This is a genomic window from Bradyrhizobium sp. (genome assembly GCF_030697065.1).
In the GTDB taxonomy this organism is placed as follows: Bacteria; Pseudomonadota; Alphaproteobacteria; order Rhizobiales; family Xanthobacteraceae; genus Bradyrhizobium.
On the sequence record NZ_JAUYQU010000183.1, the window covers coordinates 1 to 12,843 of the forward strand.

14 protein-coding genes are annotated in these 12,843 nt (G+C 63.9%); 13 read left to right on the forward strand and 1 reads right to left on the reverse strand.

Annotated features, from left to right (window positions below):
* The 13 genes from argS to surE form a co-directional block, all read left to right on the forward strand.
* On the forward strand, positions 1 to 1,765 hold a 1,765-nt coding region (gene argS / locus Q8R73_RS14280), incomplete at its 5' end, for an arginine--tRNA ligase (protein WP_305720197.1).
* Between the two features lie 98 nt (positions 1,766 to 1,863).
* A complete protein-coding gene (locus Q8R73_RS14285) occupies positions 1,864 to 3,369 on the forward strand; it encodes an SPOR domain-containing protein (protein ID WP_305720198.1) in 1,506 nt (501 codons plus the stop codon).
* Between the two features lie 46 nt (positions 3,370 to 3,415).
* Positions 3,416 to 4,444: a beta-N-acetylhexosaminidase gene (nagZ, locus tag Q8R73_RS14290; RefSeq protein WP_305720199.1), complete on the forward strand. Its 1,029-nt coding sequence runs from the start codon at positions 3,416 to 3,418 to the stop codon at positions 4,442 to 4,444.
* Positions 4,441 to 5,271, forward strand: a complete 831-nt coding sequence (locus Q8R73_RS14295) for a ScpA family protein (RefSeq protein WP_305720200.1) — start codon at positions 4,441 to 4,443, stop codon at positions 5,269 to 5,271. The genes nagZ and Q8R73_RS14295 overlap by 4 nt, the downstream gene beginning before the upstream one ends.
* A 21-nt stretch (positions 5,272 to 5,292) precedes the next feature.
* Entirely contained in the window at positions 5,293 to 6,009 is a 717-nt protein-coding gene (scpB, locus tag Q8R73_RS14300) for an SMC-Scp complex subunit ScpB (protein WP_305720201.1), read from the forward strand.
* 163 nt (positions 6,010 to 6,172) lie between these two features.
* Positions 6,173 to 6,412 (forward strand): twin-arginine translocase TatA/TatE family subunit, encoded by a 240-nt coding sequence (locus Q8R73_RS14305; protein ID WP_305720202.1) that lies wholly within the window; start codon positions 6,173 to 6,175, stop codon positions 6,410 to 6,412.
* Between the two features lie 134 nt (positions 6,413 to 6,546).
* Complete coding sequence (tatB, locus tag Q8R73_RS14310) at positions 6,547 to 7,047, forward strand: Sec-independent protein translocase protein TatB (RefSeq protein WP_305720203.1); 501 nt, start codon at positions 6,547 to 6,549, stop codon at positions 7,045 to 7,047.
* Positions 7,044 to 7,871, forward strand: a complete 828-nt coding sequence (gene tatC / locus Q8R73_RS14315; RefSeq protein WP_305720204.1) for a twin-arginine translocase subunit TatC — start codon at positions 7,044 to 7,046, stop codon at positions 7,869 to 7,871. Before tatB ends, tatC begins: the two co-directional genes overlap by 4 nt.
* A 187-nt stretch (positions 7,872 to 8,058) precedes the next feature.
* Positions 8,059 to 9,402: a serine--tRNA ligase gene (gene serS, locus Q8R73_RS14320; protein WP_305720205.1), complete on the forward strand. Its 1,344-nt coding sequence runs from the start codon at positions 8,059 to 8,061 to the stop codon at positions 9,400 to 9,402.
* A 110-nt stretch (positions 9,403 to 9,512) separates the two neighbouring features.
* Positions 9,513 to 9,923: a hypothetical protein gene (locus tag Q8R73_RS14325; protein WP_371126100.1), complete on the forward strand. Its 411-nt coding sequence runs from the start codon at positions 9,513 to 9,515 to the stop codon at positions 9,921 to 9,923.
* Between the two features lie 73 nt (positions 9,924 to 9,996).
* On the forward strand, positions 9,997 to 10,236 hold the full coding sequence (locus Q8R73_RS14330; RefSeq protein ID WP_305720206.1) for a response regulator: 240 nt from the start codon (positions 9,997 to 9,999) through the stop codon (positions 10,234 to 10,236).
* 338 nt (positions 10,237 to 10,574) lie between these two features.
* The gene (locus Q8R73_RS14335) at positions 10,575 to 11,267 is read left to right on the forward strand and encodes a Crp/Fnr family transcriptional regulator (RefSeq protein ID WP_305720207.1); all 693 of its coding nucleotides are present in this window, start codon (positions 10,575 to 10,577) and stop codon (positions 11,265 to 11,267) included.
* A 176-nt stretch (positions 11,268 to 11,443) separates the two neighbouring features.
* Positions 11,444 to 12,211: a 5'/3'-nucleotidase SurE gene (gene surE, locus Q8R73_RS14340; RefSeq protein WP_305720208.1), complete on the forward strand. Its 768-nt coding sequence runs from the start codon at positions 11,444 to 11,446 to the stop codon at positions 12,209 to 12,211.
* Positions 12,212 to 12,229: 18 nt separating this feature from the next.
* On the opposite strand, the gene Q8R73_RS14345 is transcribed toward surE, so the two are convergent.
* Positions 12,230 to 12,607, reverse strand: a complete 378-nt coding sequence (locus Q8R73_RS14345; RefSeq protein ID WP_305720209.1) for a response regulator — start codon at positions 12,605 to 12,607, stop codon at positions 12,230 to 12,232.
* Positions 12,608 to 12,843: the final 236 nt, after the last annotated feature.

The following is a 12,843-nucleotide window of genomic DNA, read 5'->3' on the forward strand; positions in this document are numbered from 1 at the left end:
CGCCAATGTGCTGGGGCGAGTCCACGCGGCCTGCGCCGCGCTCGCCTCCGAAGGCGGCTGGCCCACGGATATCGACCTGTCGCGGGTCGTGGTCGAGCCGCCGCGCGATGCGGCCCATCGCGACATGGCGACCAATGCCGCGATGGTGCTGGCCAGGGAGGCCAGGGCAAAACCGCGCGATCTCGCCGAAGCGATCGCGGTCAAACTGCGCGCCGATGAACTGATCGCCTCGGTCGACGTCGCCGGGCCCGGTTTCATCAATCTGACACTGAAGCCTTCGGCCTGGTCGGACGCGTTGCGCACCGTGCTGCGCGAGGGCGCCGGCTATGGCAAGAGTCGGATGGGCGCGGCCGAAAAGGTCAATGTCGAATACGTCTCCGCCAATCCCACCGGGCCGATGCATGTCGGCCACTGCCGGGGCGCGGTATTCGGCGATGCGCTGTGCAGCCTGCTGCAGTTCGCCGGCTACGACGTCACGCGCGAATACTACATCAACGATGCCGGCGCCCAGGTCGACGTGCTCGCGCGCTCGGCATTCCTGCGCTATCGGGAGGCGCTCGGCGAGGATATCGGCGAGATTCCGGAAGGGCTTTACCCCGGCGACTATCTTCAGCCGGTGGGGCAGGCGCTCGCGGCGGAGTATGGCGACAAGCTGAAGGCCATGTCTGAAGGCGCATGGCTGCCGCTGGTGCGGGCCCGCGCCATCGCCATGATGATGGACATGATCAAGACCGATCTGGCCGCGCTCCATATCAAGCACGATGTGTTCTTTTCCGAACGGTCGCTGATCGAGACCGGCAACAACAAGGTCACCGAGACCATCGACTTCCTCCGCTCCAAGGGCGACGTCTATGAAGGCCGCCTGCCGCCGCCCAAGGGCGGCGCGCCGGTGGAGGATTACGAGGACCGCGAACAGACGCTGTTTCGCGCCACCGCCTATGGTGACGATGTCGATCGCCCGTTGATGAAGTCGGACGGCAGCTATACATATTTCGCTTCCGATATCGCCAACCACAAGAACAAGTTCGACCGCGGCTTTGCCAATCTGATCGACGTGTTCGGCGCCGATCACGGCGGCTACATCAAGCGCATGCAGGCGGCGGTCAAGGCGGTCACGGCGGGCAGGGCCACGCTCGACGTCAAGGTGGTGCAACTGGTGCGCCTGCTGCGCCACGGCGAGCCGGTGAAAATGTCAAAGCGCTCCGGCGAGTTCGTGACGCTGCGCGAGGTTGTCGACGAGGTCGGCTCCGACGCCGTTCGGTTCATGATGCTGTTCCGCAAGAACGACGCGGTGCTGGATTTCGATCTCGCCAAGGTGATCGAGCAGTCCAAGGACAATGCGGTGTTCTATGTGCAGTACGGCCACGCCCGGGGCCATTCAATCTTCAAGAACGCCCGGGAGCTGGTTCCGGAGCTGCCGGACGGCACCGAAGCGCGGGCGGCGTTCCTTGGCGATGCCGCGGTGGAGCGGTTGACGGATCCTGCGGAACTCAGCCTGCTGCGGCTGCTGGCACTGTATCCCCGGATGATCGAGGCTGCGGCGGTGGCGCACGAGCCGCACCGAATCGCATTTTATCTGTATGATCTCTCCAGCGAATTTCATGCGCTGTGGACCCGGGGGCGCGATTTGCCCTATTTACGCTTCATTATCAATAATGATGCAGAGATTACAAAGGCGCGATTGGCACTGGTCCAGGGCGTCGTCTCGGTTCTGGCATCCGGGCTCGCCGTTCTTGGCGTCCATGCCCCGACCGAGATGCGATAGGGGGTACGCCTCGCGCGGGGAACCGTGAGGCATCTGGCAGGCGCCGGTTCGTTTAAAAAGCGGGTTGGCGGCTTTCCCGAAGGGGACGCAGCAACACGATGGCTGATCGATATCAGGATAAGCCTTTTCCAGCCGACGATGGCTATGATCGTGGCGGAGAACCTCATACGCCGGCAAGGACCGAGAACGATCCGCTGGCGGAGCTTGCGCGCCTGATCGGGCAAACCGATCCGTTCGCGATGGGCCGGGCCAATCAGCCGGTGCAGCCGCGCAGCGAACGCGAGCCGTACGAAAGAGAATCCTACGAACCCGAGCCTTACGATCCGCCGGCACCTGCCGCCTATGATGACGAGCCTGTCGCGGGCCCGCCGCCGTGGATGCGCCGTGCCACCCCGCTGGCCGCTCCGGCGGCAGCGCAGGACGACGATTACGAACAGGATTACCCGAGCGCCGTCCACCCGCTGCATCGCTACGCAGCGCCGCCTGCCGCGCCGGAGCCGGACTATCACCAGTCCCCGTCATACGCTGCCCCCGGCCAGGAGCCGGATCCGTCGCGCTATGACGATGCGCTGTATGGCGAGCCCGATCCCGGCGTGCTGCCTCCCCAGCACGATCTCGGCCATGGCGATGACCCCTACGCCTATCAGGACCGCTACGCTGACGCCGATGAAGAGCCGGTCAAGAAGCGCGGCGGCGGCATGATGGCCGTTGCCGCGGTGCTTGTGCTGGCCGTGGTGGGAACGGGGGCGGCCCTGGCCTATCGAACCTTTGCCGGATCGCCCCGCAGCGGCGAGCCGCCGATCATCAAGGCCGACAACAGCCCCACCAAGATCGTGCCGGCGCCCTCGGACGGCTCGTCCAAATTGCCGGACCGCATGGCCACGGGCGATGGCAAGGAAAAGATCGTCCCGCGCGAGGAAGCGCCGGTCGACGTCAATGCCAGGACCGGTCCACGCGTGGTGTTTCCGCCGCTGAACCCGAATAGCAATCCGCCGTCCGTCGCCAGCGTTGCGCCCACCGGGACATTGCCGGCAGCGGGCGCCGGCAACGGCACGCTGCAAAGCGGCACCGAGCCGCGCAGGATCAAGACCCTTGCCGTTCGCGGCGATCAGGCAGATCTCGCCGCAGCGCCGGTCAATGCACCGGCGGCGAGACCCGCGCCTGCGCCAAGAGCGGCTGCAGCGCCCGTTGCAGCGCCAGCCGCGTCGGCCACGCGCAGCCCGCCATCATCGGCCAATGCCAGCGCCAACGCGCCGCTGTCATTGACGCCGCAGTCCGGTCAACCGGCTGCGACCGCCGAGCCCCGGACCAGGGTCGCCGCCACCACGGCCGCCCCGGCGACGTCCAATGGCGGCGGGGGATATCTGGTTCAGGTCGCCTCGCAGAAGAACGAGTCCGACGCGCAGGCCTCGTTCCGGGCCCTGCAGGGCAAGTATCCGTCCGTGCTCGGTTCGCGTTCGCCGTTGATCAAGCGTGCCGACCTCGGCGACAAGGGTGTCTATTACCGCGCCATGGTCGGTCCGTTCGGGTCCGCCGATGAGGCGACCCAGTTCTGCGGCAACCTGAAAACTGCCGGCGGACAGTGCGTCATCCAAAGGAATTAACGGCCGTTTCCTTGACCCTTGGACGGCCAGCGGGCTAATCGGCCCCATGAACAGCCGCGCATTCATTACAGGCGTATCCGGATTGGAACTCAGCGCCGCCGAGCGCGAGTTTATCCGTCTGGAACGCCCATGGGGATTTATCCTATTCAAGCGGAATATTGAGACAGCTGCGCAAGTTACTCAGCTTGTTGAAGAGTTGAGGAGCGCCGTTGGTGAGGCGGATGCACCGGTCCTGATCGACCAGGAGGGCGGGCGGGTCCAACGCCTCGGACCGCCGCATTGGCCGTTCTATCCGCCGGGAGCCGTTTTCGGCGTGCTCTACGATATCGATCGGGTCGCTGGCTTGTCAGCTGCACGCCTGAGCGCCCGGCTGATCGCGGCCGACCTGCTGGATCTCGGCATTACCGTGGATTGTCTGCCGCTGGCGGACCTGCCGGTTCCCGGCGCCGACGCCGTGATCGGCAACCGGGCCTATGGCACCGAGCCAGGCAAGGTGGCGGCGATTGCCCGCGCCGTGACCGAGGGGCTGGAGCAGGGCGGCGTTCTGCCGGTTCTCAAGCACATTCCCGGGCATGGTCGGGCGACCGCGGACACCCATTTCCGGCTGCCGGAGGTCGATACCCCAGCCGTGGAGCTGGAACGGACCGATTTCGCCGCGTTTCAACCGCTGGCGGACCTGCCGATGGCCATGACCGCACATGTTGTGTTTAGCGCACTGGATCCCGCCCATCCGGCGACGACATCTGCGACAATCATCGAACAGGTGATTCGCGGCGTGATCGGGTTCCAAGGTTTGCTGATGAGTGATGATGTGTCCATGAACGCGTTGGCGGGAACGATCGCCGAGCGGACCCGAGCCATCGTTGCCGCCGGCTGCGACATGGTCCTGCACTGCAACGGTAATCTCGACGAAATGCGGGCCGTCGCCGGCGAGACGCCGGAATTGTCGGGCAAGGCGCTGGAGCGCGCCAGGCGGGCGCTGGCGTCGCGGAAAGCCCCGCAGCCGTTCGATCGGCTGGCGGCGCGGGCCGAACTGGACGCGTTGATCAATCGGGCAGGGATGACAGGCGCATGAGCGCAGAGATCTTATCGTTTGAAACCGGCCGGCCGGCCGAACTCGCCGCCGATGACGAGCCGTCGCTGGTCGTCGACGTCGAGGGCTATGAAGGTCCGCTCGATTTGCTGCTGGCGCTGGCGCGGCAACAAAAGGTCGATCTGCACAAGATCTCCATTCTGGCGCTGGCCGACCAGTATCTGGTGTTCATCGAAGCTGCCCGAAAAATCCGGCTCGAACTCGCCGCCGACTATCTGGTTATGGCGGCCTGGCTGGCCTATCTGAAATCGCGGCTGCTGCTGCCGGAACCGGCGACCCCCGATGGTCCGAGCGCCGAGGAAATGGCGACCGCGCTGGCCAACCGGCTGCGCCGCCTCGAGGCCATTCGCGAGGCGTCGAACCGGCTGATGAACCGCCCGCAATTGCAGCGCGATATTTTTCCGCGCGGCGACCCGGAATCGATCGCCGAGATCAAGCACCCCAAATTTACCGCGACCCTGTTCGACCTGCTCACCGCCTATGCCGCGCAGCGCCAGCAGCGGGTGCTGGCCACGGTGCACCTGACAAGGCGCACGGTGTGGTCGCTGAGCGAGGCGCGGGCGTCGCTGGAACGACTCGTCGGGATGGCCGAAGACTGGAGTCGGCTCGACGAATACCTGCTCAACTATGTCGTCGACCCCTCGCAAAAAGCCACCGTGTTCGCATCGAGTTTTGCAGCCGCGCTGGAACTGGTCCGCGAAGGCGAGGTCGAACTGCACCAGAAAGAGGCGTTCGCGCCGCTGTATTTTCGTAAGCGTCCGCCGCAGCCATCCGATGCGATAACCGCGCCGGATCTGCCGGTTGAGTAAGTGGAAGAAGGAGACCTAGCCATGGCAAGCCTGGCGGAAAAACGCATAGCGGACGCCGAGGAGCCTTCAGTGGATCCGCAGGCGCGGCCGGAAGAATTGCGGCTGCTGGAAGCGCTGCTGTTCGCCTCCACGGAGCCGCTCGATCAGGCGGCGCTGGCCAAACGCATGCCCGACGGCGTCGACATCAAGGTCGCGCTGGCGCAACTGCAGGCGGATTACGCCTCTCGTGGCGTCAACCTGGTCCGCGTCGCCAACAAATGGACCTTCCGCACCGCGGGCGATCTGTCCTGGCTGATGACGCGCGAGAGCACCGAGACGCGGCGGCTGTCGCGCGCGGCAATCGAGATGCTGGCGATCATCGCCTATCACCAGCCGGTGACGCGCGCGGAGATCGAGGATATCCGCGGCGTCATCACCTCCAAGGGGACGCTGGACGTATTGCTGGAGACCGGCTGGATTCGTCCGCGCGGCCGCCGCAAGACGCCGGGCCGCCCGCTGACCTTCGGGACCACGGAAGCCTTCCTGTCGCAGTTCAGCCTCGAGGCGCTGGGCGATCTGCCGGGCCTGGAGGAATTGAAGGGAACCGGGTTGCTGGATTCGCGGCTGCCTTCGGGTTTCAGCGTTCCCGCGCCGTCGGACGACCCGACCTTGCGCGAGGACGAGGATCCCCTGGAAATCGGCGATCTGGAACTCGCGCTGGCTCCTGCGGTCGAGCCGGAGCCGGGCGAAGAAAGCTGATTCGCGAGATTTGGCGACGACGCGCGCCGAACCGTGGGGCGGTTAACGGTAGTGCGTTAACGCCGATTTGACGCGGCTTAAGTCCTTGTTTTTGCCACCTCCCGAGCCTACTTTCCGGAAAGATTGGGCCGGGTCGCCGGCCGCGTGTTTGGAGGGATGCAGGATGGGTTCGTTTAGCATTTGGCACTGGATCGTCGTGATCGGAGTGGTCCTGCTGCTGTTCGGCCGCGGCAAGATTTCGGACTTGATGGGCGACGTCGCGCAGGGCATCAAGTCCTTCAAGAAGGGCTTGCAGGACGACGAGAAAACGGCTGAAAAGCCTCCGGAGCCGGTGAAGACGATCGATCACAATGCGGCGCCGGCCCCGGCAGCGCGTTCGGACGTCGGCAGCAAGGCTGTCTGAACGTCGAGCGCCAAGCCGGCCGCGCGTTGACCTTGCGGTCGGGGTGCGGCAGGACGGTTAAGGAATGCGCCGGCGGCTCCAAATCTTGTTGGCAAGCATTTGGGTAATATCGCCTCGCGCGAGCGGAATTTTTCATGTTCGACTTCGGGTGGAGTGAACTGGTCGTCATCGCGGTCGTCGCGTTGATTGCCATCGGACCGAAGGAATTGCCGGGCGTGCTGCGCATGGTCGGCCAGTGGATGGGCAAGGCGCGGAAGATGGCCGGCGAATTCCAGGGCCAGTTCCAGGAGGCCATGCGCGAGGCCGAAATGGCCGACCTGAAGAAAACCTTCGACGAGGTCAAGGAAACCGCCACCGGGTTTGCCAGCAACAACGTCATGACTTCGCTGCAGAAAGACGTCAGCGACTCCCTGCGGATCGACGACCTCACCAAGCCGGAAACCGACGCGCAGGTGGCGTCCTTGACCGAAGGGCCGGCGACGCCGACCACCCCCGAGCCCCCGACCCCGGCGACCTTTGTCGAAGCCGAGGCCCACGCGGCATCCGAGCCGCTCGCGATTACCCGCGACCTCCCCGCGCCGCAGGACATCACGCCCCCGGCGCCTGACGTGCTCAAGGACGCCAAAGCGTCATGAGCGCCGAGGACATCGAGGCCAGCAAAGCGCCGCTGATGGATCATCTGATCGAGCTGCGCTCGCGGCTGATCAAGGCGCTGCTGGCGTTCGGCATCGCCTTCATCCTCTGCTTCTTCTTCGCCAAGCAGATCTATAACGTGCTGGTGTGGCCGTTCGTCTGGATCGCGGGCCCGGAAAATTCCAAATTCATCTACACCGCGCTGCTGGAGTATTTCCTGACCCAGCTGAAGCTGGCGATGTTCGGCGCCGCCTTCATCTCGTTTCCGATCATCGCCGGGCAAATCTACATGTTCGTGGCGCCCGGCCTCTACAAGCACGAGCGCGGCGCGTTCCTGCCCTATCTGATCGCGACGCCGTTTTTCTTCGTGCTGGGCTCGCTGCTGGTGTATTTCATCGTGCTGCCGATGCTGGTGCGGTTCTCGCTCGGCATGCAGCAGGTCGGCAGTGACGAGACCGCGCAGATTCAGTTGCTGCCGAAGGTCGGCGAGTATCTGTCGCTGATGATGTCGCTGATCTTCGCGTTCGGCGTCGCGTTCCAGCTGCCGGTGATCCTGACGCTGCTGGGCCGGATCGGCGTCCTCACCGCGAAACAGTTGCGCGAGAAGCGCCGCTATTTCATCGTCGGCGCCTTCGTCATCGCCGCCATCCTGACGCCGCCCGACGTCATCAGCCAGGCCTCGCTCGCGATTCCCCTGATGATCCTGTACGAGGCCTCGATCTTCGCGGTGATCATGGTGGAGAAGCGGGTGGCTGCCGCGGCAAAGGCCACCGCGGCCAAGGCTGCTGCCGCCGCGCCGCCGCCCGAGGCCAATCCGGCAGAGTAGGGCTGTTACCCCGCTTGCTCCACCCACGAAGGATGGCTTCGGAGGCCGTGTCCGGCCTCCATCCTGATGCTCGCCCAACGGGGCGCAGCTCGGGATAGCGTTCCCCGTGGCCTTCGGTGTTCCAAAACCCGGCCATTCGGGTTACCAGATGCCCGCTTTCGCCGGCCCGACTCAGGATTGAATCGCCATGCACGACATCAAATGGATTCGGGAAAACCCCGCGGCTTTCGACGCCGGACTGAAACGGCGCGGACTCGAGCCGTTGTCGGCATCGCTGCTGGGGATCGACGAAAAGCGCCGCACGGCGATCCTCAAGTCGGAACAGATGCAGGCACGGCGCAATGCCGCGTCGAAGGAAATTGGCGAGGCGAAGAAGACGAAAGACGACGCGCGCGCGAGCGCGCTGATGGCCGAGGTCGCCGAACTCAAGACCACCATGCCGCAACTCGAATTGGCGGCGAAGACGGCGGACGACGAACTGGCCAGGGAACTCGCAGCGATCCCGAACCTGCCGCTGGACGAGGTGCCCGATGGTGTCGACGAGCACGGCAATGTGCTGCGTCATGTGTTCGGCAAGAGCCGCGACTACGTGTTCACGCCGAAGCCGCACGACGACATCGGCGGCGCGCTGGGATTCATGGATTTCGAGGCTGCGGCAAAGTTGAGCGGCGCGCGCTTTGTCGTGCTGAAGAGAAGCCTCGCCCGGCTGGAGCGCGCGATCGGGCAATTCATGCTCGACCTCCACACCAACGAGCATGGCTATGCTGAAATCAATCCGCCGCTGATGGTGCGCGACCACGTGATGTTCGGCACGGGTCAGTTGCCGAAATTCGAAGACGATCAGTTTTGGGCGATCAAGGGAGAGGTGCTGGCCGCGGTTGATGAGAATACCGTGGGCAAGCTGCGCGGCGAGCGGCTCGGCCTCATCCCCACCGCCGAAGTGCCGCTCACCAATCTCGTGCGCGAATCCATTCTCGACGACAAGGAATTGCCGATGCGCCTCACCGCGCTGACGCCGTGCTTTCGCGCCGAGGCCGGCGCGGCCGGGCGCGATACCCGCGGCATGATCCGCCAGCATCAATTCACAAAAGTCGAACTGGTCTCGATCGCGACGCCGGAAAACGGCAAGGACGAGCTCGAGCGCATGCTGGCCTGCGCCGAGGAGGTGCTGCGGCGGCTCGACCTGCATTACCGCGTGATGACGCTGTGTGCCGGCGACATGGGCTTTTCGGCGCAAAAGACCTATGACATCGAGGTCTGGATGCCGGGCCAGGGCGAGGGCGGCGCCTTTCGCGAAATCTCGAGCTGCTCGCTGTGCGGCGATTTCCAGGCCAGGCGAATGGACGCGCGCTATCGCGGCCCCGACGGCAAGCCGCGCTTCGTGCATACGCTGAACGGCTCCGGCACCGCTGTGGGTCGCGCGCTGATCGCGGTCATGGAAACCTACCAGCAGGAAGACGGCTCGATCGCCGTGCCTGAGGTTCTTCAGCCCTATATGGGCGGGGTCAAGGTCATCGCCCGCGAGCCATAGGCCTCGCACGAATATCGCGCATAATTCGTGCGCCTGGTGTTGCCTGCGCAGCGGTGCCCGGTATCTTCGTGTGGGCTCGGGAGCCCCCCTGAAGGAAGCTGAATCCGGTCATGGCCTTGCATCGCGACATCTACTGGGTCGGCCGGCAATGGGCGGTCACCGGTTATGGGATGCAGGCGGTCGATCCAAAGCTGAAGGGCCAGTTCGACATCGAGGCCTCCCGCCTGTGGGAGGACGGCCTTTCGGACAGCCTGAATGCCGGGGCATGGCTCAACGGAGAGGATTTCGCCAAGGCGCTTTCGGTGGCGCGGGCGCGCTATCCGCAGTCGCTCCGATGGAGTCTTCGGGACCGCTGGCTCCACAATTCGCCATGCGGATCGAAGGTTGGCCGGCCAAATTCCGGCGTGCGTGGCGTGTTGGCCTGCGGAGGTAGCGGCGGCGCTATCCACCATTTGAATCGCAGTATTGCGGGCGACCCCTCAATCCATTCACCCTCAAGTTCCCAAAGTTTTTCAAAGTGAGCGGTTTTGACCACAGCCTGGGTCGCGGGAAAGGCCATTCTGAATCATCGCCGTCTCCGTCCAGGTGCGCTTCATGCCCGAATACCAGCCGGTCTCTTCAGCATATATTTCCGCGATCGATCGACCGCGCTGCCCGAATTGCCGGCAGAACCGCATGCTGCTGTCGAAGCTGGAGCAGGGTCCCACTGGATTCGACTACCACAGCTTCGAGTGCCAGAAGTGCGGCCGAATTCAAACGACCGTGGTCGAGCGAGACCCGATGACCTCGAGTGCCATGGGCTGGCTTGCCAGTGAACTCAAGCCGCCGAAGTGAAGGTTGAATAGCGCAAGCCAGCACAGCGAAACCAGTTCGAAACGGCTTGATCGCTCACTCTCCCTGATCAAGGCGTTGCTTGTCGCAGCCATTGGCGAGGTGGCGCAATATTGATTCGGGCGAAACGATTTCCCGGTCCGCACCTTTATTGGGGCCGTTTCTTTGGCGGAGGGGTGGTTTTCGCCCTTTTGGCGGTATCCTGGGCTTATTGCCATTCCCGGTTGTTTTTTTAAGTCGCTTACCGAACATAATGGGGTTATGATGGTTGTATCATCGCGCCGCCCCCAGGCTTATGCCGATGACTGAGAGTGTTGCGCTCCCGCCTGAGGACCAGCACCATGCTCGACAATCCGGTAATTCGAACTTTCCAGGGCGACTTCGATCCGAGGGCTTACCTTGGCCGAGCCGCGCCGGGCCGAACGATCGAGAGATACGCGAAGAACCAGAAGATATTCAGCCAGGGCGAGGTCGCCGACACCTTGTTTTTCATTCACAAGGGCAAGGTCAAGGTCACGGTCTTGTCCGAACACGGCAAGGAAGCGGTGGTCGGGATTTTCTCGGAAGGTCAGTTTTTCGGCGAAGCAGGCCTCGATGGGGCGACCGTGCGCACCACGACCGGCCATGCCATGGAGGATTGCCTGATCACGTCGATCACCAAGCCGGCGATGCACGCGGCGCTCGCGTCGGAGCCGAAGTTCGCGACGTTCTTCATCGCCTGTCTGCTGTCCCGGAACATCCGCATCGAAGACGACCTGATCGACCAGCTGTTCAATTCCAGCGAAAGGCGGCTGGCTCGCCTGCTGCTGCTGCTCGCCAATTTCGGCGAGGATGGCGGCGCGCGGCCGATTGCGATCAATCTCAGTCAGGAGACGCTGGCGGAAATGATCGGCACCACCCGGTCGCGTGTCAGCTTCTTCATGAACCAGTTCAGAAAAAAGGGATACATCGACTACAACGGCAAGATCGAGGTTCATCGCTCGCTGCTGGACGCGGTGCTGCGCGATAAACCGCAAATCAGGCAGGACGAGTAGTCTGCGCGGGGGCCGACGGAGCACTCAACAACAATAATCGCCGTGGCACGCCGGCGCCACGGGTCTCGTCAACGACAGCGACTTCGGTTCGATCTGCCGGTTTGCCTCCGCGGCGATAGCCGGATATGAGGGCATCTTGACCGCGATGCAATCGATCGGAAAAGGCGCTCAGGCGGATGCGAATTCTCTGCACCAATGATGACGGAATCCATGCGCCCGGCCTGAAGATCGTCGAGGAGATCGCGCGCGCGCTGTCCGAGGACGTCTGGGTGGTGGCGCCCGAGCTCGATCAATCCGGCGTATCCCATTCGCTGTCGCTGAACGATCCGTTGCGACTGCGCGAAGTCGGCCCGAGGCATTTCGCGGTGCGCGGCACGCCGACCGATTGCGTGATCATGGGCGCGCGCCACATCCTCGGCGAAACCAGGCCGGATCTCGTGCTGTCGGGCGTCAACAAGGGCCGCAACGTCGCCGAGGACGTGGTCTACTCCGGCACCATCGCCGGCGCCCTGGAAGGCACCATTCTGGGATTTCCGTCATTCGCGCTCAGCCAGGAATTCAGCCTGGAAACGCGCGACAAGCCGTTGTGGGAAACCGCGGCGAAATTCGGCCCGCAAATCCTGCGCAAGGTGATCGCCGCCGGCGTGCCCAGGAACACCGTGATCAACGTCAACTTCCCGGCCTGTGCCCCCGAGGAGGTCATGGGCGTGCGCGTGACCCGGCAGGGCAAGCGCAACCAGGGCTTTCTCAAGGTCGACAAGCGCCATGACGGCCGCGGCAATCCCTACTTCTGGATCGGCTTCGAACGCGCGGTCATGCTGGATACGCCGGCGGAGGGCACCGATCTCGCCGCACTGGCAGCCCGCTACGTTTCGGTGACGCCGCTGCGGCTTGACCGCACCAATGATGAGTTTTCGGAAGCGCTGACGGCCACGCTGAAGTAGGCGGGGAGAGGCGCGCCCCTAAACCGTCGCGCTTTTCAGCGCGGCGTCGATCATTTTGGCCAGGGTTTCGAGCTGGAAGGGCTTTTGCAGCGCGGGGCGGTCGCGATATTCTTCCGGCAGTCCCGACGAGCCGTAGCCGGTCGCGAATATGAAGGGTCGGTTGCGCGCCTTGATCAGTTCGGCAACCGGCGAGATCACCTTGCCGTTGACGTTGACGTCGAGAATGGCAAGGTCAAAATCGGTGGATTGCGCCAGCCTCATCGCCTCATTGATCTCGCCGGCCTCGGCGGCGACGCTGAAGCCAAGCTCCTCCAGCATGTCGGCGACCATCATCCTGATCATCACCTCGTCCTCGACGAGGAATACTGAACCCCGCGGCAGCCGCGTCGCCGTCATGATGATGTCCTTGCCCGTCCCACGCTCAAGATCGCAAAAAACGCTACCAGACGCAATGTCAACGTGTGCCAACATGCCTTCCGCGTCGTCGCGGGCCAAGGCAGGTTGATCGCCGTTCGCCCTAACGCCAACCTATCACGCTGGGTTCCCCGGTGGGAACTTGGAATGTTAGAAAGATATGCAATCTATATTGCATCGAGTTGTCTGGCCGAGGCGCGCTAGGGTGCCTTGGTGAG

Excerpts from the sequence above, each read along its gene's own strand:
- Q8R73_RS14285 (WP_305720198.1), top strand. The coding sequence starts at position 1,864 with ATGGCTGATCGATATCAGGATAAGCCTTTTCCAGCCGACGATGGCTAT.
- nagZ (WP_305720199.1), top strand. The coding sequence starts at position 3,416 with ATGAACAGCCGCGCATTCATTACAGGCGTATCCGGATTGGAACTCAGC.
- Q8R73_RS14295 (WP_305720200.1), top strand. The coding sequence starts at position 4,441 with ATGAGCGCAGAGATCTTATCGTTTGAAACCGGCCGGCCGGCCGAACTC.
- scpB (WP_305720201.1), top strand. The coding sequence starts at position 5,293 with ATGGCAAGCCTGGCGGAAAAACGCATAGCGGACGCCGAGGAGCCTTCA.
- Q8R73_RS14305 (WP_305720202.1), top strand. The coding sequence starts at position 6,173 with ATGGGTTCGTTTAGCATTTGGCACTGGATCGTCGTGATCGGAGTGGTC.
- tatB (WP_305720203.1), top strand. The coding sequence starts at position 6,547 with ATGTTCGACTTCGGGTGGAGTGAACTGGTCGTCATCGCGGTCGTCGCG.
- tatC (WP_305720204.1), top strand. The coding sequence starts at position 7,044 with ATGAGCGCCGAGGACATCGAGGCCAGCAAAGCGCCGCTGATGGATCAT.
- serS (WP_305720205.1), top strand. The coding sequence starts at position 8,059 with ATGCACGACATCAAATGGATTCGGGAAAACCCCGCGGCTTTCGACGCC.
- Q8R73_RS14325 (WP_371126100.1), top strand. The coding sequence starts at position 9,513 with ATGGCCTTGCATCGCGACATCTACTGGGTCGGCCGGCAATGGGCGGTC.
- Q8R73_RS14330 (WP_305720206.1), top strand. The coding sequence starts at position 9,997 with ATGCCCGAATACCAGCCGGTCTCTTCAGCATATATTTCCGCGATCGAT.
- Q8R73_RS14335 (WP_305720207.1), top strand. The coding sequence starts at position 10,575 with ATGCTCGACAATCCGGTAATTCGAACTTTCCAGGGCGACTTCGATCCG.
- surE (WP_305720208.1), top strand. The coding sequence starts at position 11,444 with ATGCGAATTCTCTGCACCAATGATGACGGAATCCATGCGCCCGGCCTG.
- Q8R73_RS14345 (WP_305720209.1), bottom strand. The coding sequence starts at position 12,607 with ATGACGGCGACGCGGCTGCCGCGGGGTTCAGTATTCCTCGTCGAGGAC.